Source organism: Mesorhizobium sp. M0870, assembly GCF_040319775.1.
Lineage (GTDB): Bacteria > Pseudomonadota > Alphaproteobacteria > Rhizobiales > Rhizobiaceae > Mesorhizobium.
In genome coordinates, this window is sequence record NZ_JAMYOI010000001.1 from 370,497 (window position 1) to 393,007 (window position 22,511).

Genomic DNA, 22,511 nt, shown 5'->3' on the forward strand with positions numbered 1-22,511 from the left:
GCGAAGAACGCTCCTGTTTCTCATCTACGGTTGGAACAAAACAGGAACAATCCTTGGAGTCAAGCGTGGATTTGATCGATGAAACTAACCTGGTAGCACCGGGCAGTTGGCACCACGGCGCAGGCTGATATGCGCCACGTCGCCGACCTGGAATTGAAAACCCTCGGCTTGGCGCGGCGCGTCTATGACAACAGGTGCGCCCTGCCCGAGTTCAGCGTGCAGACGCAACGTGCGGCCGTGAAAGACGATGCTGTTGACGCGTGCCGGCGCTGTGCCGGGCGCGGCCTCGGTCATCGCCAGGAGATCTTCCGGCCGCACGCCGACGGTGTGCATGGCGTCCTCGGCGAGAGCTTCGCCGGTTTCAGAAATGGCCTCCAGCGGTAGGGCGCCGGCGGCGAAGCGCAGGCGATCGCCGTCTCGGCCGACGAAGCGCGATTGCAGGAGATTCATGGTGCCGATGAAGCTCGCCACAAACTTCGTGGCGGGCCGGTCATAAAGTGTGGCCGGCGGCGCAATCTGCTCGATGCGGCCCTTGTTCATGACGACGATGCGGTCGGAGATCGACAGCGCTTCGGTCTGGTCGTGGGTGACCATGACGAAGGTGGTGCCGAGCCGCGACTGCAGCCGCTTCAGTTCAACCTGCATCTGTTCACGCAGATGCGCATCGAGCGCCGACAACGGCTCGTCGAGCAGTAGCACGCGTGGTTCGCAGACGATGGCACGCGCCAGTGCGACACGCTGGCGCTGGCCGCCCGACAGTTCGGAGACGCGGGCGCCAAGCTTGTCGGCGAGGCCGACCATGTCAAGGGCTTCGCCGGCGCGCTTTGCCTGTTCGGCTCCAGACAGTTTGCGCAGCGATAGGCCAAAGCCGACATTTTCGGCGACATTCATGTGCGGGAACAGCGCGTAATCCTGGAAAACGGTGTTGACCGGCCTGTCGAACGGCCGAAGTGCCGTGATATCGCGACCATCGAGCAACACCTTGCCGGTCGTCGGGCTTTCGAAGCCGGCGATGACGCGCAGGCTGGTGGTCTTGCCGCAACCCGACGGCCCGAGCAGCGTGATGAACTCGCCGCCGACAATGTCGAGATCGACGGCGTCGAGCCCGACGATGCCGCCAGGAAAAATCTTCGAGACAGCCTGTAGCCGCACAAGTGGATCAGGCGCCATCGCGAACCTCGGATGGCTTCGTGGTGTTGACCCAGAGGATCTGGCAACGCTCGGCGCCTGGATTGCGGAAGGCATGCAAAAGCGTGCTCTTGAACGCAAAACTGTCGCCGGTCTTCAGCACGTAATTTGTCGAATCAACCACCAGTTCGACCTCGCCCGACAGCACGAAGCCGAATTCATGACCGGCATGCGCATAGGCCTCCGCGGTGCCGCCGCCGGCTTCCACCGTCACCAGCATGCCGGTCAGCGTCGCGCCCGGCGGCGACAGCAGCGCCTTGGCAATGCCTTCCGACTTGACCGGGATTTGCCGTCGCTTATCGGCACGCACGCAATAGAGATCGTTGACGGCATCGTTGCCGTCGGCGATCAGCGCCGACGGCTCGATGTCGAGGGCGGCGGCGAGCGGCCAGATCACCTTGACGCGCAGCGAGGACATGCCGCGTTCGATCTGGCTCAACGCACCGATCGACACGCCGGCTTTTGCCGCAAGATCGGCCAGCGACAGGTTGCGCTCCAGCCGCAGCGCCCGCACGCGCCGGCCGACCCGCACATCGGCATCGTCCTTCGGCTTCTCAGCAGCTTCGTCCAGTATGTCCATCAATTCCCGACCTCGTTTGCAGTGTCTCGGGTGACACCGCGTGGCTGACGCCGCGCGGTGCTCTAGGGTTCAGCCGCCTGCCTTGACCTTTTCGAACATCTTGGCGAGGTCGTCATTCTGTTTCATCGGTCCGGTGAAGATGGTGGTCTTCAGCATCACTTCCGGGTCGGATGGCAGCTGCAATTTCTCCAGCTCCTCCTTCGGCACGGTGGCAAAAGCGGAGCTCAGCGAACTGCCATAGCCATAGGCCTCGATCAGGTATTTGCCGGAGTCGGCTTCCAGCCGGCTGTTGATGAAGTCATAGGCGAGGTCGACATTCTTGGCGTCCTTGAGCATGACGAAGCCGCAGGCCCAGGTCAGCATGCCCTCCTTCGGCTTCATGAACTCGACCGGCACGCCCTGCTTCTTCAGCGAGGTGGCCGACGCGTTCCAGGTCATGGCGGCGACCAATTGGCCGCTGGCCAGCGCCTGTTCGACGGAGGTCATGTCGGTGGTGTAATTGGAGAGCAGCGGGCGCTGCTCGCGCAGCTTCTCGGCCACCTTGTCCATTTGCTCCGGCGTCATGTCGAACGGATTAACGCCGGCGAGCAGTGCGGCAACGACCGGCGTGTCGTGCACCGCGTCGATCGTCGCCATGCGACCGGCATACTGCTTGTCCCACAAAAGGTTCCAGCTCGCTTCCGGGTTCTTCACCAGGTCGGTGCGGTAGAGGATCGAGGTGTTGCCCCAGTCCCATGGCACCATCCAGACCTTGCCGTCGCCGGCCTGCAGGTCGGGCAGGTTCTTGAACACCGGGAAGATCGAGTCCCAGTTCTTGATCCGCTTGGTGTCGATCGGCTGCAGCAGGCCTTCCTTGTTCCAGCGCGCCACCTTGTCATAACAGGGATGCGCGATGTCGGGGCGGAAGCCGGCCTTGACCTTGGTGAAGGCGTCATCGTCGTCACCGAAGATCGAGGCCTCGACGCCGTCGGGGTGCGCGGCGAGGAAGCTCTTGTTGAAATCGGGCAGTTCATAGCCCGACCAGGTGAAATATTGCAGCTTGTCGCCGGCGAAAGCGACGGTCGACGACAGCGCCAGCGCGAACGCCGTCAATCCAGCGCAAACAGTCTTTGCAGAGATCGATTTCAGGTCGAATGCCATTGCAGTTCTCCTCTCTTGGTTTGTTTTGGTTGTGACGGATCCGCGGGCTTTGGCGCCGTGGCGGACAAGCCGCGATGGCGCAGGATTTCAGCCGCTGCAGCGATGATGAAGGACACAGCCAGGATCGACGTGCCCAGCGCCATCACCGTCGGCAGCGACTTTGGAAAACGCAGCTGGCTCCAGATGTAGAGCGGCAGCGTCGGCTCGGTGCCGGCCAGGAAGAAGACGACAATGAATTCGTCGAAGGAGATCAGGAAGGCCAGCATGAAGGCCGAAACGATGGCCGGCAGGCTGAGCGGCAGCATGATCCGCCGGAACGTCGTCCAGTCGGAGGCGCCGAGATCGAGCGCCGCCTCGCGAATGGTTTTCGGGATGGCGGCGAAGCGGCTGCGCATGATCACCACGGTCGTCGGCAGCGCCACCAATATGTGACCGAGAACGATGGCGATGCGCGATGGCCCCAGACCAATGAGATTGATGAGGATCAGCAGCGATATGCCGACGATGACGCCGGGGATCAGGATTGGCAGCCGGGCGATGGCGCTGATGGTGGCGGCCAGCGGCGAGCGGCCGTAGAGGTCCATGTAGGATACGGTGATGCCGCACAGCGTCGCACTCGTGGCGGCAATGGCGCCGATGACGAGGCTGTTCAGGAGTGCACCGGTCAGCGCCGAATTGCCGAACAAAGTCGCGTACCATTGCAAGGTGAAGCCTTGCAGCGGAAACGCTGCCTGGATCGAGTTGTTGAAGGAAAACAGCGGGATCAGCAGCACCGGCAGATAGAGAAAGACCAGATAGGCGACGACGTAGACGCCGAGCCAGCGGCCGCCTCCCTGCGTGCGTGCAGCGCTCATGTGCGGCTGCCAAATCTGCGGTCGGCGAAACGCGCGACCAGCACCACGCACAGGATGACCAGCATGACGGCGACGGAGAGTGCGGCGCCAAACGGCCAATCGTTGGCCTTGCCGAATTGCGCCTGGATCAGCGTGCCGATCATGGTGCTGGCCGGGCCGCCGACGAGCGCCGGCGTGACATAGTCACCGACCGTCGGCACGAAGACGACAAGGGCTGCCGCCAGCACGCCCGGCATCGAATTGGGCAGCACGACACGGCGGAAAGAGGTGAAGGGCCGCGCGCCGAGATCGGAAGCGGCCTCGATCAGCGATTTCGGGATGGTGTCCAGCGCCACGTAGATCGGCAGGATGGCAAAAGGCGCGTAGGCGTGCGCCAGCGTGACGACGACGGCGGCCGGCGTGTTGAGAAAGGCCAATGTCGGCTCGGACCAGATGCCGCTTTCGATCAGCGCCGAGTTCAAAACGCCATTGTAGGCGAGCACGATCTTCCAGGCGAAGACGCGCAGGAGATAGCTGGTCCAGAATGGCAGCGTCACCAGAAACAGCAGAAGGCCGCGCCGCCGGCCGGCGTGGAAGGCAAGATAGTAGGCGACGGGATAGGCAGTGACGACGGTCGCCAGCGTGACCAGAGCGGCAATGATCAGCGAACGCAGCGTCACCGTCCAGTACAGCGGATCGGACACCACAGTTGCGAAGTTCGCCAAGCTGAAACCGGCACCGAGCAGCGAACCGTCATTGTTGCGGAAGGCGAGGAAAAGCACGAGGCCGAGGGCAAACAGGATCAGCAGGAAAGTGACCAGAGCGCCCGGGAGCAGCATGGCGACCCGGAAGCCCTGAGAAGACCGGGCCTCTGGCGCTGATGTTGCAACTAGGGTCGACATCGACCTGCCTATCGGAATTTGAAATTGGCTTAGAGTTTTTCATATCCATGAAACTGTCAAGCGGAATCCCAAACGGAAACCCATTGACAGGAATTGCTTTGGTCAGCGCTCCAACGCATCGAGCAGCCGGTACCAGGCGATGGTCGCGGCGACGCCGACTTGGCGGAAGGCGTGAAACGGGATCGGTCGGATCGGCGAGACCGGGAAGGGCAAATGCCTGGCGTCGCCACTTTGGAGATAGCCGGCGATGCGCTCGCCAAGAGCGGTCATCAGGCCGACACCACGACCCTGGCAGCCGACCACGGCGAGCAGGCCCTGCTCCGGCTCGTGGATGTGCGGCAGATGGTCCGGCGTCATCGCCACGCGGCCGAACCAGCGCTTCTCGATGGCGATGCCGGACAGCATGGGATAGAGCCGCCGCAGCGCCCGCTCGAGATGCGCCCAGTCGCTGGCGCTCGTCGGCAGCGCCATGCGACCCCGCCCGCCAAGCACCAGCCGGCCGTCGGCGCTCTTGCGGTAGTAGACGAGGATGCGCCTGGAGTCCGACACCGCCTGCCCTTCCGGCAGGATCGGGGCCGCCTGACCGGACGACAGCGGTGCTGTGGCGATCTGAAAAGAATGCAGCGGCACGATCGTCTGCGCAAGGCCGGGGATCAGACCGTCCGTATGGGCGTTGGTCGCCAGAACGACCGCCTTTGCCTGCAATTCCAGGCCATTTTCGGTCGAAATACGCCAAACGCCGGCGGTCTTGGTGAGCCGCACGACCTTTTCGCGCTCGGCTACCCTCACGCCAGCCGCGGTCGCGACACGGGCGAGTTCAGATGTGTAAGCGAGCGGATCGATAACACCGGCGCGGCGATCGAGCCAGCCGCCGAGATAGCCCTGCGCACCGGTCTTGGCCGCGATCTCCGCTGCGTTCAGCAACTGGACATCCGCGCCCCGTGCGCGCCATTGCCGGTCACGGTTTCCCGCCGCCTTCAGCGCGGCCTCGGTGTGCGCCGCCTGGATCCAGCCATTGCGAACGAACGGCACCGCCAGCTTCTCGTCGCGGATCAGCTCGAACACCGCATCGGCGGTCGACGCCGCAAAATTGACAAGCGCCTCGCCGCGCTCAAGGCCAAAATGCTCCAGCAGCCATTCCGGATCGTATTTCAGGCCGGGAATGACCTGACCGCCATTCAAGCCTGATGCGCCCTGGCCGATCTCGCCGGCGTCCAGCACCTGCACCGACAGGCCAAGCCGGGCGGCATGCAAGGCGGTCGATAAGCCCATGATGCCACCGCCAACAATGGCGAGATCGACACGTTCGCCATTGGGAAGCGATTGAAACGTGGAAGCTGCCTGTGGCTTGAGCCAGATCGGATCGGAGAATGCTGTCGCCAAGGGTCACCTGAATGCGCTGCGATTGGTGAAAATCCTAGTCAGAATTTCACATTTTTGAAAGAGCACTCCGGCTTTCGTCTGTGGACTGCCGCCGAGGCGATCGGAGACCCAGAGTTCCGATCGCCTGCGACGGGATAGACCTTTGACGGGAATCCGGTGAAAGTGCCGCGCCGATCCGGCCGCCCACATTGACGATCACTTCGCCACATTGTCGATCACTCAGAGGACAGAGCGCTATGACGAACCCGACCCACCTGCCCACCGAGGGCCTTTTTGTCGGACGCGCCAGAGGTAGCGATGCCGCATACCCGCTGGTCGTCACGGTGCGCGATGGCACGGTCTTCGACATCACCTCGCGTGCGGCACCAACCATGCGAGACCTTTGCGAGATGGCTGACCCCGCTGGGCATGTCCGCTCGGCCGAGGGCAGACCGATCGGATCGCTCGATGACATCGCCGCCAACAGTTTTGAGACCGGGCGCGATCCAGCAAAACCCTACCTGCTCTCCCCGGTCGACCTGCAGGCGGTCAAGGCATCGGGCGTCACCTTCGTCGTCAGCCTGCTGGAACGGGTGATCGAGGAACAGGCGCGCGGTTCGGCTGAAAAAGCCGACGCCATCCGCGCCGACATCGCAGGACTGATCGGCCACGATCTGTCGAAGCTGAAACCCGGTTCGCCCGAAGCGATGGAGATCAAGGCCAAGCTGATTTCGCGCGGCGCCTGGTCGCAATATCTGGAAGTGGGCATCGGCCCCGACGCCGAGATCTTCACCAAGTGCCAGCCGATGGCCTCGGTGGGCTTCGGCGCCGATGTCGGGCTGCACCCGGTGTCGACCTGGAACAATCCGGAACCCGAGATCGCCATGATCGCCGCCTCCAGCGGCAGGATCGTCGGCGCCACCATCGGCAACGACGTCAATCTGCGCGACGTCGAAGGGCGTTCGGCGCTGCTGCTCGGCAAGGCCAAGGACAACAATGCCTCGGCCTCGCTCGGTCCCTTCATCCGCCTGTTCGACGACAAATTCTCCATCGATGACGTCAAGCGCGCCGTCGTGCGCCTGAAAGTCGAGGGCGAGGACGGGTTCTCGTTGGAGGGCGCAAGCTCGATGGCCGAGATCAGCCGCTCGCCGGAGGAACTGGTCGCCGCGGCCATGGGGCCGCACCACCAGTATCCGGACGGGCTGGCGCTTTATCTCGGCACCATGTTCGTTCCGTCCAAGGATCGAGGCGAGAAGGGCAAGGGGTTTACTCACAAGGTCGGCGACATCGTCACCATCTCGTCGGAGAAATTCGGTGCGCTGGTCAACCGGGTGCGGCTCTCGCCCGACTGCCCGCACTGGACCTATGGCGCCAGCCATCTGATGCGGGAGCTAGCCAGAGCCGATCTGATCTAGCAACTGGTATCGTCGACGCCCTGCCAGGGCGCTACGGACCTGGTCCCGTGGGCGTAGGATGATCGCCGGCGTGACCCTTGTCGACGCAGGCCGCGTTCGCGCGACCCGAAACAATCCCACCAATTATCCGACAGTCGGAAAATCACCTCAACTGATGCAATCTGATGGGGCAGCTGATGACGACCCGTCAGGCGCCCACTACACCTGCAAATGGAGGCTTGCCATCCGTCGAAAAAGGGGATGCTCTGACGCATTCAACCGGCGCTGGCAAAAGATGCTGAACAAGGGACGGATTTTGAACTGACCATCTACAACGGGAGGAAATCAAATGCTGACACGGCTAAGACTTGTTCTATACGGCCTGTTGGTGGCGCTGATGGTGATACCAGCAGCGGCACAGGCCAAGACGTTCTACTGGATTTCGCATGGCGGCCCGGCCGATCCGGTCTGGACCTACTTCCTGGCCGGCGCCAAGCAATGGGCCAAGGATACCGGCAACACGGTCAACACCTCGTTCCACAATGGCGACGTCGCCTCACAGCAAGAAGCGGTTCGCGCCGCCCTCTCCGCCAAGGCCGATGGTATCGTCACCACGAGCCCTGATCCGGGCAGCCTGATCGAGATCGTCAAGGAAGCGCGGGCGGCGAAAGTGCCGATCATCAATTTCAACACGCCCGACCCGAAAGCCGACTTCAACGCCTATGTCGGCGGCGACAATGTCACCTTCGGCAAACACTGGGCGCAGTATCTGGTCGACAAAGGCCTGGTGAAGAAGGGCGACTTCGTCTGGATGCCGGTCGAGATCCCCGGCGCCACCTATGGCGTGCAGGAAGAGGAAGGCATCAAGAGCGTCTTCGAGCCGCTCGGCATCACCTATGAAATCACCGAAGCGACGCTCGACCAGGCTGAAGTGATCAACCGCATGGTCGACTACCTCACTGCCAACAAAGCCAAGGTCAAGGCGATCATCGGCCTGGGCGATCTCGTCACCGGCTCGATCAAGCGGGTGTTCGACCAGGTCGGCATCAAGCCGGGCGAAATCCCGGTTGTCGGCTGGGGCAACTCGCTCGACACCACCCAGGAAGTGCTGAACGGCTATGTCAATGCCGGCCAGTGGCAGGACCCGCAGGCGACCAGCTATGTCGCGCTTTCGCTGGCCAATATGGCCGCCGGCGGCATTCCTCCGGGCTTCAACGTCATCACCGGCGCGCTCTACGAAAAAGACACCGCGCAGATCTACGACGACATCCTGTCCGGCAAGTAACATCCAATCTCAACAGTCGCGGCCGCCCAACGGTCGCGACTGGCTCTCCATTTCGCCGAGCCCTTCGCACGCGATGTGCAACGCTCAGCCTTCCACTCATGTCGCGGATTGCCTGTGGAAAATCATTCGCTCGTCCAACGCCTGATCGCACGGCCGGAATTCGGCCCTTTCGTGCTGCTCGTCGTCGAGATCGCCGTTTTCTGGAGTTTCAACCACGACTTCCTGTCGCCGCAGAATATCTCCAATACGCTGGCCTTCACGGTCGAGCTCGGCCTGATCGCGCTGGCGATGACGCTGTTGATGACGTCGGGCGAGTTCGACCTCTCGGTCGGTTCCCTGTTCGGCTTCTCGCCGGTCTTGATGTGGACCCTGTTCAACAGCGGGCTGACCTCCCTTGAGGTCGGCTTTGTCGCCGCGCTGCTGGTCGCCGCCATCATCGGGCTGGTCAATGGCTGGTTCGTGACGCAGCTCAAGATCCCATCCTTCCTGGTGACGCTCGGCATGCTGCTTGTGGTGCGCGGCACCGCCCTTTTCGTCACCGACGGTTTTCCGCAGCGCACCTGGAGTGCGGAGGGCAGCTGGCTGGCCGAAGCGCTGGTCGGCGATTTCTTCATCGGACCGTTCCGCATCTACATGTCGCTGTTCTGGTTCATCGCCGCGGCGATCGCGCTCGGCTATGTGCTGACGCAAAGCCGCACCGGCAACTGGATCCAGGCGGCCGGCGGCAACCCGAGTGCTGCAAGGGCGCGCGGCGTCAATGTCAGCGGCGTCAAGATCGGCCTGTTCGTGCTGTCGTCGGTCATGGCTTCGCTTGCCGGCGTCATCTCGTCGCTGCGCACCTCGGCGGCCAACCCCAACAGCGGCACCGGCTATGAACTGGAAGTCATCGCCATGGTGGTGATCGGCGGTACCGCGCTGACCGGCGGGCGCGGCACGATCATCGGCACCGTGCTCGGCATCCTGATCCTGCGCGTGATGCGCAACGGCATCGTGCTGATCGGCGTGCCCGGTCTTGCCTACAACATCTTCATCGGCGCCATCATCCTTGGCATGATGGCGCTGCATTCATGGCTGGAACGCCGGCATCAGGCAGGGACTTGAACCATGGCCGAGCCACTGATCCGCATGACGAACATCCGCAAGTCCTACGGCCGCGTGCAGGCGCTGGAGGATGCCAATTTCCACGTCAATGAACGGGAGATCGTCGGCTTGCTCGGCGACAATGGCGCCGGCAAGTCGACGCTGATCAAGGTGCTCTCGGGTGCCGTTCCGCTGACCAGCGGCGACATCTTCATCCGCGGCAACAAGGTGAGCCTGCGCAGCACCAGCGACGCCATCGCCCACGGCATCGAGACCATCTACCAGGACTCGGCGCTGGTCACGCAACTGTCGATCGCCCGCAATCTGTTCCTCGGACGCGAGCCGATCAAGTCGCCGCGCTTTCTCAACCGGATGGACCAGGACGCGATGAACACGGTTGCCCGCGACTTGCTCAAGCAGGTCGGCATCTCGAAGAACATCCCGCCGACGACGCCGATCGGCTCGCTCTCCGGCGGCGAGCGCCAGGCGGTGGCGATCGCGCGCGCCATGCATTTCGACAGCGACCTGATCATTCTCGACGAGCCGACCAACAATCTCGGCGTCGCCGAAACACAGGGTGTGCTGAGCTTCGTGCGCAGCGCCCGCGATTCCGGCCATTCCTGCATTTTCATCGCCCACAACATCCACCATGTCTTCCAGGTGGTCGACCGCATCGTCGTCATGCGCCGGGGCAAGGTGGTTGCTGACGACATAGACCCCAAGAAGACCAGCGTGGCGGAGGTCGAACGGATCATTACCGGCATGTCGGACAAGGAGATCCGCGATGCCATCGCCGATGGCAAGCCATCGCACTGAGAATGGTGATGGGCGGCAATCACCCGTCACCTCAGATCGCATCGCTTGTCTGACGCGCCATCGCATGGCGAACAGGATTGCAGCATGAAAGCCACAGTCTCGGATACCGCACGCAACTGCGGGCTGTGGGTTACGGCATGAAAGCCACTGTCTCCGATATCGCTCGTAGCTGCGGGCTATCGACCGCAACGGTCGACCGGGTGCTCAACAACCGGCCGGGTGCGAGTGCGGCCAACCGCCAGCGCGTCATGGAGGCGGCCAAGCAAGTCGGCTATCTGCCGGTCGCCGATCAGGTGACGCTACCCTCGCGGCCCGCCCACCTTGAATTCCTGCTGCCGATCGGCAGCAATGCCTTCATGCGCGATCTCGCCGGGCACATCGAGGACTACGCCGCGCGCCTGCCGCTTGTTGCCTCGTGCCGGATCCATAACCTCGCCGGTATCTCGCCGAACGCGCTGCAGAGCGCTGTCGAAAACCTTTCGCTCAGGGCCAATGGCGTCGGTGTCATCGCCGTCGATCATCCGCGTACGCGCAACATCCTGCACGACATCGTCGATGCCGGCATGCGCCTGGTGACGCTGGTGTCCGATGTTCCGGCGGCACCGCGCGCGGCCTATGTCGGCATCGACAACCGGGTGGCGGGACGAACGGCGGCGCTGCTGATGGGACGCTTCCTTGGCGGCCGAATCGGTCATCTGGCGATGGTCGTCGGCTCACGTTCCTATCGCGGCCACGAGGAACGCGAAATGGGTTTCCGCTCGGTGCTCAGTGAGGAGTTTCCCAATCTGACCGTCAGCAGCGCCGTCGAGGTCAACGACGAGCCCGATGCCAGCTACACCGAGACCATGAAGGCGCTGCACGACGAGCCGGAGCTGCTCGGCATCTATTGCGTCGGAGCTGGGCATTCGGGCGTTGCAAAGGCGATCCGCGAGGCCAGGCCGAACCGCAAGCCGGTGTTCATCTGCCACGACTTGACCAAGGACACGCGTGGTCATCTCGTCGACGACCTGCTCGATGTCGTCATCGACCAGAATGCCAGGCTGATCGCGGAACAGTCGGTCATTCGCCTGCTCGGCTCGATTGCCTCCTCGGCACCCTATCTGACGCGCAAGTTCATCGAACCGCGCTTGATCTTCAGGGAAAACGTCCCCGTGCAGTAATGCGAAATGGCTTGGCTAAACCGGGTTTCCGGATTTGTACGATAATTGGCACGGCAAATCTGCACAGCAGCTATGCAAGTTTCTTTGTTGCCGAATCGTTGGGCAACTCGTAGGTTCTGGTTGTCGGCCATCTACTCCTCCCAGATGCGATGCCGACGCTGAATGGGGTGCACCTCCTCCCGCGCCACATTCGAAAATCGAGCCCGCTGCCACCTCCTCCCGGCAGCGGGCTTTTTTCGTTTGGCCGGCAGGAATGGCGGTACAGCGACACCAAAGCACGCCCAGTCATCGCAGATGGAATGACGCACGTTGACAGGCCACGGGTCCCGTCAACCGGCGGCGGCGCCCCGGAAAGAAGCGATCAATCCTTCAGCCATGCGCACGAACTGCGTGCTCGGACCTTCCGAACCCACGGTCTGTACACTAACCCGCGCACCCTCGAGCAGAAGCGACAGCGTATCGGCGAGCAGTTCAGCCTGGCCGATGCCCGCGTCCCGACATAGCGTCACAAGGCGCTCGCGCTGGGCTTCTTTGAGTTCCTTGATCACCAGCCTGGCCGGATGGTCCGGCTCGGTCAGTTCAGCGGCGGCGTTGGCCATGTCGCAGCCGCGCCCGTCCGCATTGAGCATGGCAGCCGCCTTGCGAACCCAGGCATGCAGCTGGGCAAGCTTGTCACCAGGAAATTCGGCATCGAACGCATCCCACATAGCGCCGGCCTTGGCCGCATTGGCGCGCAGGCATTCGACGATCAGTTCGTCCTTGGATTCGAAGTGACGATAGAGCGTCATCTTGTTCGTGCCGGCAGCTTCGGTGATGGCGTCGACGCCGACGCCCTTGATGCCATGCTTGTGGAACATGTCGCGTGCCGTCTCCAGGATCCGATCCCGGGGACGAGAGCGCTCCACGATGCCGTCTGTCATCATGATCTCCTTTCGTTTCCAAAAAACCCTCGGCCACCTCTTGACTAGGGTGTTACCGGTCTGTAACTTCCAGAATGTTACTTACTGGTAACACCTATATCGTCCACCGTCAATAACAAGGCCGTGAACGGCCCTGCCAGACGAGAGGGGCGAGAAACTGCCAATCATGCGGCCTCGGCCGGTGAAGAGATTAAAAACGGTTCGCGAGCATGGGCTGCGAATCGACAGACAAGGAGCCGGCCAATGCCACAGCGCCGCGATCTTACCATAGATGAGGCCGTCCGGGATCCGATGATCCGGCTGGTCATGAAAGCCGATGGCGTCGACCCGCGCGCCTTCGAGACGATGCTGCGCTCGCTTGCCGATGCGCAGCGCAACGAGGTGCCGTTGCTGCATTCGCGGGACGACCTCGGTGACAAGCGCGGTCAAAGACTGTCCAGCGTCGCCAGCGCCTTCGGGCGGGCAAGAGCAGCCGGGGAGGCTTGCGTCTCGTGGTAAACTTTTTCATCCACCGTCCGATCTTCGCCTCGGCGATCGCCATCATCATGGTGCTCGCCGGGTCGATTTGTTATTTCCTGCTGCCCGTCTCGCAGTTTCCCGACATCACGCCACCGCAGGTCGTGGTCAGCGCCCACTATCCAGGCGCCAGCGCACAAGTGGTGGCCGATACGGTGACGACGCCGCTGGAGCAGCAGATCAACGGCGTGCAGGGCATGACCTACATGTCGTCGACGAGCTCCAATGACGGCTCCTCGACCATCACCATCACCTTCGATGTCGGCTATTCGCTGAGCACCGCCGCCGTCGACGTGCAGAACCGCGTCTCGCAGGCGGCTTCGTCGCTGCCGGCGATCGTCAACCAGGGCGGCGTGACGATCAAGAAGCAGAATCCGAACTTCGTCCTCATCGTCAACCTGACCTCACCCGACAGTTCGGTCGATCCGGTGGCACTGAGCAACCTTGCCTATCTGCAGGTGGTCGATCCGCTGAAGCGGCTGCCCGGCGTCGGCGATGTGCAGATCTTCGGCGAGCGGCGCTATTCGATGCGCGTCTGGCTCGATCCCGACAAGCTCGCCAATCTCGGCATCACCGCCGTCGATGTGCAGAACGCCATCGCCGAGCAGAATGTCCAGGTGGCGGCCGGCAAGATTGGCCAATCGCCGGCCCCGGCCGGCACCGCCTTCGAGATGCAGGTCAACGCCGTCGGCCGGTTGAGCGATCCAAAGGAATTCGGCGACATCGTCGTGCGCGCCAATACCGACACCGGCTCGCTGGTCAGGCTGCGCGACGTCGCCCGCATCGAGCTCGGCGCGCTGCAATATTCGTCGTCGGCCTTCTTCGGCAAGGACCCGACCGTGGTGCTTGCCGTCTACCAGATGCCCGGCTCCAACGCGCTCGATCTGCAGCAGCGCGTCAAGGACAAGATGCACGAGCTGTCGGGCCGCTTCCCGAAGGGCGTGTCCTATGCGATGCACTACGACACGACGCGCTTCGTCTCGGCATCGATGCATGACGTGCTGATCACGCTCGGCGAAGCGCTGGTGCTGGTCGTCGCCGTGGTGTTCCTCTTCCTGCAAAGCTGGCGCACGACGATCATCCCGACCATCGCCATTCCGGTGTCGCTGGTGGCGACGCTGGTCGTCATGGAGATGCTCGGCTTCTCGCTCAACATGCTCTCCCTGCTCGGCATGGTGCTGGCGATCGGCCTCGTCGTCGACGACGCCATCGTCGTGGTTGAGAATGTCGAACGACAGCTGGAGGCCGGGCTCAAGCCGCTTGCGGCGACCAAGGCCGCAATGCGCGAGGTCACCGGACCGATCATCGCCACCACCGCGGTGCTGATGGCGGTGTTCGTGCCGGTCGCCTTCATTCCCGGCGTCTCCGGCAAGCTCTACAACCAGTTCGCGCTGACCGTGGCGATCTCCGTCGGCATCTCCGCCTTCAACTCATTGACGCTCAGTCCCGCGCTCAGTGCGGCCTTCCTGCGCCATCGCGGCGAGACGCAGTTCGCCCCGTTCCGCTGGTTCAATGCCGGCTTCGACAGGCTATCGCACGCCTACGCCAATGGCGTACGCATTCTCATCCGCTTGCGCTGGATCATGCTCGGCCTGTTCGCGGCCGGCCTGGTCGCCACCTACTTCGTCTGGCAGCGGCTGCCCTCGACCTTCCTTCCGGTCGAGGACCAGGGCTATTTCTTCGTCGTCATCCAGTTGCCCGACGGCGCGTCGCTGGAACGCACCGACGCGGTGGCGCAGAAGGCGCGCGACATCCTGCAGGCGACGCCCGGCGTCGAGATTGTCGGCTCGATCAGCGGCCTGAATTTCCTGACCAGTGCGGCGCAGTCGAATTCGGCGGTCGAATTCGCCATCCTGAAGCCCTGGGAGGAGCGCGGCCCCGACCAGAGCGCGTCGAAGCTCGTCGCCGATGTGCGCGGCAAGCTGATGCAGATCCCGGAAGCTTTCGCGCTGAGCTTCGATCCGCCGTCTATCCCGGGTATCGGCACCACAGGCGGCTTCGAATTCGTCGTCGAGGATCTGACCGGCCGCGGCAGTTCAGCCCTCAACGATGCGACGCAAGCCGTGATCGCCGAGGCGCGCAAGCAGCCGGAAATCAACCCGCAGCAGCTGTTCTCGCCGTTCTCGACCTCGACGCCGCAGTTCAACTACGACCTCGACCGCAGCAAGGCCAAACTGCTCGGCCTCAACCTGCCCGATGTCTTCAACACGCTGCAGATCTATCTCGGCTCGCTCTACGTCAACGACTTCAACCTGTTCGGCCGCACCTTCCGGGTGACCATCCAGGCCGACAAGGATGCACGTGCGGGTGCCGCCGACATTTCGCGGCTCTATGTACGCAATGCCTCCGGCGGCATGGTGCCGCTCTCGACGCTGGGCAAACTCGTGCCCTTCGTCGGCCCGGAGACCGTGCCGCATTACAACAACAATGCCTCGGCCTCGATCAATGGCGGTGCCGCACCCGGCTTTTCCTCAGGCCAGGCGGTTGCCGCGATGGAACGGGCCGCCGCCATTGCGCTGCCAAGGGATTTCGGTTTCGAATGGACCGGCATCACCTTCCAGGAGCTCAAGGCAGGATCGATCGCGTCCGTCGTCTTCGGCCTCGCCATCGTCTTCGTCTTCCTGATCCTGGCGATGCAGTATGAGAGCTGGGCGATGCCGTTCATGGTGCTGTTGGCGGTGCCACTGGCCCTGTTCGGCGCCTTCGTGGCCTTGTTGCTGCGTGGCATGCAGATTGACGTCTACTCGCAGATCGGCTTCGTCATGCTGATCGGCCTGGCGGCCAAGAACGCGATCCTGATCGTCGAGTTCGCAAGGCGACGGCGCGAAGAAGGCCTCAGCATCGTCGACGCGGCGATGGAGGCGGCACGGCTCAGGCTGCGGCCGATCCTGATGACGGCCTTCGCCTTCATCCTCGGCGTGCTGCCGCTGATGTTTGCGACCGGCGCCGGTGCGGCAAGCCGGCAGTCGATCGGCACCACCGTGTTCGGCGGCATGGTCGCGGCGACCATCCTGTCGCTGGTGTTCGTGCCGGTGTTCTACGCGGTCATCGAGCAGCTGCGCGAACGCCGCGGCAGTGACGAGCCCGCCTCTCAAGACAATGAACCAACGACTGAGCACGCTATCCCGCCCCTGGCGGAAGCGGCCGAATAAGATTGGAGACTGATCATGCGTAAATGGAAAATCGCGTTGGGAACGGCCGTCGCACTGGGAGCGATCTCGGTGGCCAGCGTCCACCTGCTCGACATGGGCAATCTCAGCCTCAATGCCGGCACGGCCGCAGCGACGCCTGCTCCGGCGGCATTCGTCATGCCGGTGCCGGTGGTCAGCGTCGTCAAGAAGACGATCCCGATCTACCTGGACTACGCCGCGCGGACGGAACCGATCCGCAGCATCACCTTGCAGGCCAGGATTCCAGGCTATCTGCAGGAGCAGGCCGCCGACGACGGTGTCGATGTCCGGCAAGGCGACCTTCTCTACAAGATCTCGCCTGACGACTTCCAGGCGGCTCTCGACCAGGCCAAGGCGCAAGTGCAGCGCGACACGGCGACGCTCGACTATGCCCGGTCCAATCTCGGTCGCGGCACCGAGCTCGCCAAGAGCGGCTACCTCGCCAAGGACGGGTTCGACCAGCGCACCAGCACCTTGCGCGAAGCGCAGGCGTCGCTGGCGGTCAACCAGGCGGCGGTCCGCACGGCAGAGCTCAATCTGGGCTATGCCGAAATCCGCGCGCCGTTTGGCGGGCGCCTGGGCCGCAACCAGGCCTCGGTCGGAACGCTGGTCAGCGTTGCCGGTACCGTGCTCAACACGCTGGTGCAGCTCGACCCGATCTACGTCACCTTCAACCCGAGCGAGACGGATCTGGCCGAGATCGAGCAAGCCCGTGCCAACGGCCCGATCGAAGTGGAGGTCCTGCTCCCCGGCCAGACCGAGGCCAGCCAAAAGGGTGAGCTTACCTTCATCGACAATTCGATCGACCGCTCGACCGGCACCATCACCGCGCGCGCGACGATCGGCAATGGCAAGTTCACGCTGCTGCCGGGCCAATATGTTCGTGTCCGGCTGCATGTGAGAGAGCAGGCCGACGCGCTGATGGTGCCGCAGACGGCGCTGGGCTCGAGCCAGCTCGGCAAATATCTCTATGTCGTCGGCAAGGGCAACACCGTCGACCAGCGGCTGGTTTCGCTAGGACCGACGAGCGGCGATCAGGTCGCCATCCTCAGCGGCGTCGCCGAGGGCGACCAGGTGATCACGGGCAATCTGCAGAAGATCGGACCCGGAGCGCCTGTATCGCCGATACCGGAAAAGCCGGCCACCTGAACACCCCCGTCAGGACCCGGCTTCAGCGCGGCGCCCCGACCTTCCCACAGGTCGCGGGCGCCGCTCGACTGAGCAGTTCCACCAGACCGGCAACATCGGCGCGGTCGGCCTTGGCCGGCGGCATAAACGCACAGTAGGGATGCCCGAGGCGCACCGAGACGGAGGAGAGCGCAATCAGCCGACCGGCCTCCAGATCGGCGCGCGCCATGACCCGCTGGCCAAGGGCGATGCCCAGACCCAGTCTTGCCGAGGCGATCGCCAGGCTGGACAGGCCGACGCGCCGCCCGTGCGACGGGTCGGGCGAGCGACTGCCGCCGGATGCCGCGAACCAGTCCGCCCAGGTCGGGTGCGAGGCATAGTTCGGCCCCCAATTGGTGTGGATGAACTGGCTCTCGTGCAAATCCGCCAGACTGGGATCGCCATTGCCGTGCCGGTGCCAGAATTCCGGTGCACAGACCGGCAGGACATCGTCATGGACGAGACGAACAAGTTTCAGCCCGGGATAGTGATAGTCGCCATAGCTGATGCGCAGATCGATGTTCTGGCGCATCAGGTCGACCGGATCGTCCTCGACCCGAACGTCGATCGCCATCTGCGGAAAGGCATCGAGAAGTACCGCCAGCCTCGGCGCCAGCCACAGTTCGGCCAACGAGAATGGCACACTGACGACCAGACGCGTCCGCACCCCGCCCTCCAGCATGCGCTGGCCTATGGTGGCGATGTCTCCCAAAGCTTTCGCTGTCTGCGGATAGATGGCGTGGCCGGCGTCGGTGAGCGCGATGCGATTGCCGCTACGCACAAACAGCTGCTTGCCGAACCAGCTCTCGAGGTTGCGGATCTGCTGGCTGACCGCCGCCGACGATACGCCGAGTTCAGAGGCGGCCAAAGTGAAGCTGCCGGCACGCGCCGCAACCTCGAAAGCCTTGATCGCATTCAGCGGCGGCAACCGTTCCACATCGAGTCCGTAAGTTTTTCTTGGCCAATCCTAACTATTTTCGACGTTGAGAGAAAGATTTTTTTGCCGTCTCATAAGCTCACAACCTTCGGAGCCATGACGATGAAAGACATCCTCGATCTCAACCGCTATCCGCTCGACCGCGAAGGCAGCGCCGAATGGCAGCGCCTTGTCGAACAATCCGTCGCCGCGCTCGAAGCCGACGGCATGTTCAATCTGGAAGGGTTTTTGCGCCCCGGCGTGGCGGAACAAGCCGTGCGCGAAATCCAGCCGGTGATGGCCGCGCGCTCGCATGCGCACAAGCGCATGCACAACATCTACTTCAAGCCTGACATTCCCGAGCTTGCACCCGACCATCCGGCGCTGCGCAAGGTGGAGACCATCAGTCACACCGTCTGTGCCGACCAGATTCCTGGCAGTGTCGTGCTCGCCATCTACGAATACGAACCGCTACTGCGCTTCCTGGCAGCGACGATGGGCAAGCCCAGATTGCATGTCATGCAGGATCCCCTGGCCCGTACCAACGTCATGGCCTATCGCGCCGGCGAGGCTTTGAACTGGCATTTCGATCGTTCCGAATTCACGACGACGCTGTTGTTGCAGGCAGCGGAGCGTGGCGGCGACCTCGAATACCGCACCGATCTGAGGTCGGACGACAATCCCAACTATGACGGCGTCGCAAGGCTGCTGGAAGGGCGCGACCCCGATTCCAAGATCCTGTGCATGAAACCGGGCACACTCAATGTCTTCCGCGGCAAGAACACCGCGCATCGCGTCACCACCGTCGAAGGCGAGCGAGAGCGCATGATCGCGGTGTTTTCCTACTATGAGAAGCCCGGCGTGATGTTCAGCGCCGAGGAGCGCGTCGGCTTCTACGGCCGCGCCGCCTGAGACCGAAGAGGCAATATGCCAGCGGCCCCAAGAATCCGAAGATGACCTCTTGTTAGATTGTCGACAATCTGCTTGTCTTGCTTTCGATTTCCCTGGGAGCGGCCGAATGGCGAAAGCGGATTTCAGTCCGATTGCGGACACGACGCGACGCGCCGAGATCGTCGCGCTGTTGCGGCGCGCGATCCTGACCGGGCAGCTCGCACCCGGCCAGAAGCTCAACGAGCTGCGGATTTCCGAACAAATGCGGGTCAGCCGCGCGCCGTTGCGCGAGGCAATGCGCGAGCTGGTGCAGGAAGGCATCCTGACCAGCATTCCCTATGCCGGCACCTTTGTCATCGAGGTCACAGCCAAGGACATCGACGATGCCTATTCGTTCAACAAGGTGATGGACGAGCTGGCCATCGAGCGGGCGTGGCCGCTGCGCGACCAACGCTTCTTCGACGAGCTCGACCGGCGCCACGAAGCCGTGAAGCAGGCGACCCGTGCGTTGGACACGACACGCCAAATCGAAACCGCGCTGCAACTGCATGGCCTGATCTACGAATGGGCCGACAATTCGGTGCTGCTGGAAACCTGGCAACGGCTGACCAGCCGGCTGCAGATGTATTTTGCGCTCCACCAACATGCCCGCAATGAGCCGGTTCCGGCCGAAGACGTTCACGAAACCTATGTGCGGTTGCTGAAGGGCAAGGACATGCGTGCCGCCCAGCGCCATGCCAGGGAGCACATCGATCTCGATTTCGAGGAGTTGCTTGCCTACGCGCGCGGCCTCGAACAACGCCCGTCGAGGGGCGCCTGACCCGTTCCCAACTCACAGACAGCGGACAAGACACGTGCAGATCGAAACCATCAAGGCCTACCACGTCGTGCAGCCCTTCGTGGACGGGCCATACCGCATGTCGAAGGGGCGCGAAGCCGACGCATTCGACGCGGTGATCGTGTCGATCACCTCCGACAGCGGCCTTACCGGCTGGGGCGAGATGGCGCCGCTCGGCAATTTCTATTCGGCAGCCTTCCCGGCCGGCACCCGCGCCGGCGTGCCCGAAATCGCGCCGCACCTTATCGGCCACGATCCGCGCGGGCTGGCAAGCATCGGGCGGCTGATGGATACGGTGTTCAAGGGCCATTCCTACATCAAGTCGGCGCTCGACATGGCCTGCTGGGATCTGGCGGCACGAGCCGCCGACGTGCCGCTGGTAACGCTGCTGGGCGGCAAGGAGAGCGAGACGGCCGAACTCTACAAGGTCGTCACGCACGGCAGCGTCGACGCCATGGCCGCGCTGGCCAAGCGCATCGTCAAGGATGGTTTCCACCGGCTGCAGGTCAAGGTCGGCGGCAATGTCCATGACGACATCGAACGCGTCGCCGCGGTCGCCGCCTCGGTGCCGAAAGGCACGGTCATCTTCTGCGATGCCAACGCCGGCTGGACCCCCTACCAGGCGCGCCAGTTTGCCGACGCGACGCGCAGCATCGACTACACGTTCGAGCAGCCCTGTACGACGATCGACGAGAACATGTCGGTTCGCCGCATGCTCGACAAGCCAATGGTGCTCGACGAATCCGTCACCTCGCTCGAGGAGATGCTGGAAATCCATCGTCGGGGCGCGGCCGACGGGCTAACGCTGAAGATCTCGCGGCTGGGCGGCGTGACCAAGACCCGTCAGATCCGCGATGTTGCCGTCGATTTGGGTTTCATGATCACGGTCGAGGACACTGGTGGCGCCGAGATCGACACCGCTGCGATGGCACACCTGTCGCTGTCGACGCCCGAGGAGCGCCGGCTGCACGCCATCGCCTTCCATGAATGGGTGACGGTGCGCACGGCGTCGAACATGCCGCCGGTCACCGGTAGCCGCATGGGCATTCCGGACGGACCGGGCCTCGGTATCGACGTCGTTCCCGATCTGCTGGGCAAGCCTTTCTTCGAAGTCGGCCGCTGAGATGAAAATCCGCAGCATCAAAGCCACGCCGATCAATTTGCGCCTCGAGGCGCCCTATGCCTGGGTGTTCGGCGAACTCGACGGATTTTCGCCGACCATCGTCGAAGTCGAGACGGAGGATGGCTTGATTGGCCTCGGCGAAGCGCCGACGCCGGCGGCGGCCGCGATCATCAACGATGTCCTGGCGCCATGGCTGGTCGGGCGCGATGCCTTCGACATCGCCGGCGCCGAGCATGTCTGCCTGCCCTTCTGGACCGGCGTGCAGTCGATCAACGACCGCACCCGCATCATGGCTTTCGGCGCCATCGAGATGGCTTTGTGGGACCTGCGCGGGAAGGCGTGGAACCAGCCGCTCTACCAGTTGCTCGGCGGCGCCGTGCGCAAGGACATCCCGTTCACCGACTATTTTTCGCTGCGCGGTGACGGGCCAAAGGTGAAGGGCGAGACGACGCCGGAGGAAGTCGCCGACTATTGCGTCGAATTGCACGAGACGCATGGAACGACCTTCTTCGAAGGCAAGTTCTCGACCGAAGATCCGAAAATCTCGCTCAGGATGGTCGAGCTGATCCGCAAGAAACTCGGCGACGATGCGATGATCCGCATCGATTCCAACCAGGCCTATTCGCTCAGCACCGCGCGTCGCCTAGCGCGGTCGCTGGAAGACCTCGGCGTGCGCAACTGGGAGGATCCGGTGGCGACGATCGAGGAGATGCGCGAATTGCGGCGCCATTGCTCGATCCCGTTTTCGACCCACAACATCGACATTGCGCGCGCCATGGAAACCAAGGTGCCGGACGCCTTCGTCGGCAACCCGACGACGCATGGCGGCATAGGCCGGCTGTTGCGCTTCGTCGGCGCCTGCGAGCATGCCGGCATCGATTTCTGGTGCTACAGCGGTGACAGCGGCATCGGCAGTGCCGCCTATCTGCACCTGTGCGCGGCACTAGGCTGGATCAGGGAGCCTAACCAGTCGCTGTTTCGCATGCTGCCGATGGATGTCACCGAGGAAGGGCCGTTTTCGCCGAGAAACAATTTCGTGCGCGTTCCGGAAGGTCCCGGTCTCGGCGTCACCTTATCGCGCGAAAACCTCGCTGCCTGTCACAGAGACTTTACCGAGAAAGGACCGTGCAACAAGTATCATGACCCGGCAAAGCCCGGAACCTATCGCCGTTTGCCGCTGAACTAGATGACGGCAAGACCGACGGCCAGGCACGAGAAGCCAACCACCGC

At 63.2% G+C, this 22,511-nt stretch carries 20 protein-coding genes; 12 read left to right on the top strand and 8 right to left on the bottom strand.

Going from position 1 to position 22,511, the window contains the following annotated elements; translation table 11 throughout:
• Positions 1 to 84: 84 nt before the first annotated feature.
• The 6 genes from NKH97_RS01805 to NKH97_RS01830 all read right to left on the bottom strand — a co-directional run bounded on the left by NKH97_RS01805 (position 85) and on the right by NKH97_RS01830 (position 6,026).
• On the bottom strand, positions 85 to 1,170 hold the full coding sequence (locus tag NKH97_RS01805) for an ABC transporter ATP-binding protein (protein ID WP_128302458.1): 1,086 nt from the start codon (positions 1,168 to 1,170) through the stop codon (positions 85 to 87).
• Complete coding sequence (locus tag NKH97_RS01810) at positions 1,160 to 1,768, bottom strand: cupin domain-containing protein (protein WP_128302457.1); 609 nt, start codon at positions 1,766 to 1,768, stop codon at positions 1,160 to 1,162. Before NKH97_RS01810 ends, NKH97_RS01805 begins: the two co-directional genes overlap by 11 nt.
• A gap of 69 nt (positions 1,769 to 1,837) precedes the next feature.
• Positions 1,838 to 2,908 carry an ABC transporter substrate-binding protein gene (locus tag NKH97_RS01815; protein WP_023808698.1) on the bottom strand — a complete coding sequence of 357 codons (1,071 nt, stop codon included), beginning with the start codon at positions 2,906 to 2,908 and terminating at the stop codon, positions 1,838 to 1,840.
• Positions 2,893 to 3,762, bottom strand: coding sequence for an ABC transporter permease (locus NKH97_RS01820; RefSeq protein WP_023808699.1), 870 nt, complete (start codon positions 3,760 to 3,762; stop codon positions 2,893 to 2,895). Before NKH97_RS01820 ends, NKH97_RS01815 begins: the two co-directional genes overlap by 16 nt.
• A complete protein-coding gene (locus NKH97_RS01825; protein ID WP_023808700.1) occupies positions 3,759 to 4,643 on the bottom strand; it encodes an ABC transporter permease in 885 nt (294 codons plus the stop codon). Before NKH97_RS01825 ends, NKH97_RS01820 begins: the two co-directional genes overlap by 4 nt.
• Positions 4,644 to 4,745: 102 nt before the next feature.
• On the bottom strand, positions 4,746 to 6,026 hold the full coding sequence (locus tag NKH97_RS01830; RefSeq protein WP_023808701.1) for an NAD(P)/FAD-dependent oxidoreductase: 1,281 nt from the start codon (positions 6,024 to 6,026) through the stop codon (positions 4,746 to 4,748).
• A gap of 236 nt (positions 6,027 to 6,262) precedes the next feature.
• Here NKH97_RS01830 and NKH97_RS01835 point away from each other — a divergent pair, with 236 nt between their 5' ends.
• The 5 genes from NKH97_RS01835 (at position 6,263) to NKH97_RS01855 (ending at position 11,740) form a co-directional block, all read left to right on the top strand.
• Positions 6,263 to 7,420, top strand: coding sequence for a fumarylacetoacetate hydrolase family protein (locus NKH97_RS01835; RefSeq protein ID WP_023808702.1), 1,158 nt, complete (start codon positions 6,263 to 6,265; stop codon positions 7,418 to 7,420).
• 328 nt (positions 7,421 to 7,748) lie between these two features.
• Positions 7,749 to 8,684 (top strand): substrate-binding domain-containing protein, encoded by a 936-nt coding sequence (locus tag NKH97_RS01840; protein ID WP_023808703.1) that lies wholly within the window; start codon positions 7,749 to 7,751, stop codon positions 8,682 to 8,684.
• 114 nt (positions 8,685 to 8,798) lie between these two features.
• Entirely contained in the window at positions 8,799 to 9,785 is a 987-nt protein-coding gene (locus NKH97_RS01845) for an ABC transporter permease (protein WP_128302453.1), read from the top strand.
• Positions 9,786 to 9,788: 3 nt separating this feature from the next.
• Positions 9,789 to 10,580, top strand: coding sequence for an ATP-binding cassette domain-containing protein (locus NKH97_RS01850; protein ID WP_023808705.1), 792 nt, complete (start codon positions 9,789 to 9,791; stop codon positions 10,578 to 10,580).
• A gap of 137 nt (positions 10,581 to 10,717) precedes the next feature.
• The gene (locus NKH97_RS01855) at positions 10,718 to 11,740 is read left to right on the top strand and encodes a LacI family DNA-binding transcriptional regulator (protein WP_128302452.1); all 1,023 of its coding nucleotides are present in this window, start codon (positions 10,718 to 10,720) and stop codon (positions 11,738 to 11,740) included.
• 329 nt (positions 11,741 to 12,069) lie between these two features.
• Here NKH97_RS01855 and NKH97_RS01860 read toward each other — a convergent pair whose 3' ends face one another.
• Positions 12,070 to 12,660 (bottom strand): TetR/AcrR family transcriptional regulator, encoded by a 591-nt coding sequence (locus tag NKH97_RS01860; protein ID WP_023808707.1) that lies wholly within the window; start codon positions 12,658 to 12,660, stop codon positions 12,070 to 12,072.
• Between the two features lie 243 nt (positions 12,661 to 12,903).
• Between NKH97_RS01860 and NKH97_RS01865 the strand changes: the two genes are divergently transcribed.
• The 3 genes from NKH97_RS01865 to NKH97_RS01875 are packed head-to-tail and all read left to right on the top strand — an operon-like array spanning position 12,904 to position 17,495.
• Positions 12,904 to 13,158 carry a hypothetical protein gene (locus tag NKH97_RS01865; protein ID WP_023808708.1) on the top strand — a complete coding sequence of 85 codons (255 nt, stop codon included), beginning with the start codon at positions 12,904 to 12,906 and terminating at the stop codon, positions 13,156 to 13,158.
• Positions 13,152 to 16,328 (top strand): efflux RND transporter permease subunit, encoded by a 3,177-nt coding sequence (locus tag NKH97_RS01870; RefSeq protein ID WP_352795261.1) that lies wholly within the window; start codon positions 13,152 to 13,154, stop codon positions 16,326 to 16,328. The genes NKH97_RS01865 and NKH97_RS01870 overlap by 7 nt, the downstream gene beginning before the upstream one ends.
• A gap of 15 nt (positions 16,329 to 16,343) precedes the next feature.
• Positions 16,344 to 17,495 carry an efflux RND transporter periplasmic adaptor subunit gene (locus NKH97_RS01875; RefSeq protein WP_352440018.1) on the top strand — a complete coding sequence of 384 codons (1,152 nt, stop codon included), beginning with the start codon at positions 16,344 to 16,346 and terminating at the stop codon, positions 17,493 to 17,495.
• A gap of 22 nt (positions 17,496 to 17,517) precedes the next feature.
• Here the strand turns inward: NKH97_RS01875 and NKH97_RS01880 are convergent, their stop codons facing one another.
• Positions 17,518 to 18,450, bottom strand: a complete 933-nt coding sequence (locus NKH97_RS01880; protein ID WP_352628589.1) for a LysR substrate-binding domain-containing protein — start codon at positions 18,448 to 18,450, stop codon at positions 17,518 to 17,520.
• Between the two features lie 102 nt (positions 18,451 to 18,552).
• Between NKH97_RS01880 and NKH97_RS01885 the strand changes: the two genes are divergently transcribed.
• The 4 genes from NKH97_RS01885 (at position 18,553) to NKH97_RS01900 (ending at position 22,467) form a co-directional block, all read left to right on the top strand.
• Positions 18,553 to 19,341, top strand: coding sequence for a HalD/BesD family halogenase (locus NKH97_RS01885; protein ID WP_023808712.1), 789 nt, complete (start codon positions 18,553 to 18,555; stop codon positions 19,339 to 19,341).
• 106 nt (positions 19,342 to 19,447) lie between these two features.
• Positions 19,448 to 20,140: a GntR family transcriptional regulator gene (locus NKH97_RS01890; RefSeq protein WP_023808713.1), complete on the top strand. Its 693-nt coding sequence runs from the start codon at positions 19,448 to 19,450 to the stop codon at positions 20,138 to 20,140.
• 34 nt (positions 20,141 to 20,174) lie between these two features.
• The gene (locus tag NKH97_RS01895) at positions 20,175 to 21,281 is read left to right on the top strand and encodes a mandelate racemase/muconate lactonizing enzyme family protein (RefSeq protein ID WP_352440020.1); all 1,107 of its coding nucleotides are present in this window, start codon (positions 20,175 to 20,177) and stop codon (positions 21,279 to 21,281) included.
• 1 nt (position 21,282) lies between these two features.
• On the top strand, positions 21,283 to 22,467 hold the full coding sequence (locus NKH97_RS01900; RefSeq protein WP_352440021.1) for a mandelate racemase/muconate lactonizing enzyme family protein: 1,185 nt from the start codon (positions 21,283 to 21,285) through the stop codon (positions 22,465 to 22,467).
• Positions 22,468 to 22,511: the final 44 nt, after the last annotated feature.

Excerpts from the sequence above, each read along its gene's own strand:
- NKH97_RS01835 (WP_023808702.1), top strand. The coding sequence starts at position 6,263 with ATGACGAACCCGACCCACCTGCCCACCGAGGGCCTTTTTGTCGGACGC.
- NKH97_RS01875 (WP_352440018.1), top strand. The coding sequence starts at position 16,344 with ATGCGTAAATGGAAAATCGCGTTGGGAACGGCCGTCGCACTGGGAGCG.
- NKH97_RS01865 (WP_023808708.1), top strand. The coding sequence starts at position 12,904 with ATGCCACAGCGCCGCGATCTTACCATAGATGAGGCCGTCCGGGATCCG.
- NKH97_RS01860 (WP_023808707.1), bottom strand. The coding sequence starts at position 12,660 with ATGACAGACGGCATCGTGGAGCGCTCTCGTCCCCGGGATCGGATCCTG.
- NKH97_RS01820 (WP_023808699.1), bottom strand. The coding sequence starts at position 3,762 with ATGAGCGCTGCACGCACGCAGGGAGGCGGCCGCTGGCTCGGCGTCTAC.
- NKH97_RS01825 (WP_023808700.1), bottom strand. The coding sequence starts at position 4,643 with ATGTCGACCCTAGTTGCAACATCAGCGCCAGAGGCCCGGTCTTCTCAG.
- NKH97_RS01855 (WP_128302452.1), top strand. The coding sequence starts at position 10,718 with ATGAAAGCCACTGTCTCCGATATCGCTCGTAGCTGCGGGCTATCGACC.
- NKH97_RS01815 (WP_023808698.1), bottom strand. The coding sequence starts at position 2,908 with ATGGCATTCGACCTGAAATCGATCTCTGCAAAGACTGTTTGCGCTGGA.
- NKH97_RS01840 (WP_023808703.1), top strand. The coding sequence starts at position 7,749 with ATGCTGACACGGCTAAGACTTGTTCTATACGGCCTGTTGGTGGCGCTG.
- NKH97_RS01850 (WP_023808705.1), top strand. The coding sequence starts at position 9,789 with ATGGCCGAGCCACTGATCCGCATGACGAACATCCGCAAGTCCTACGGC.
- NKH97_RS01805 (WP_128302458.1), bottom strand. The coding sequence starts at position 1,170 with ATGGCGCCTGATCCACTTGTGCGGCTACAGGCTGTCTCGAAGATTTTT.
- NKH97_RS01810 (WP_128302457.1), bottom strand. The coding sequence starts at position 1,768 with ATGGACATACTGGACGAAGCTGCTGAGAAGCCGAAGGACGATGCCGAT.
- NKH97_RS01885 (WP_023808712.1), top strand. The coding sequence starts at position 18,553 with ATGAAAGACATCCTCGATCTCAACCGCTATCCGCTCGACCGCGAAGGC.
- NKH97_RS01890 (WP_023808713.1), top strand. The coding sequence starts at position 19,448 with ATGGCGAAAGCGGATTTCAGTCCGATTGCGGACACGACGCGACGCGCC.
- NKH97_RS01900 (WP_352440021.1), top strand. The coding sequence starts at position 21,283 with ATGAAAATCCGCAGCATCAAAGCCACGCCGATCAATTTGCGCCTCGAG.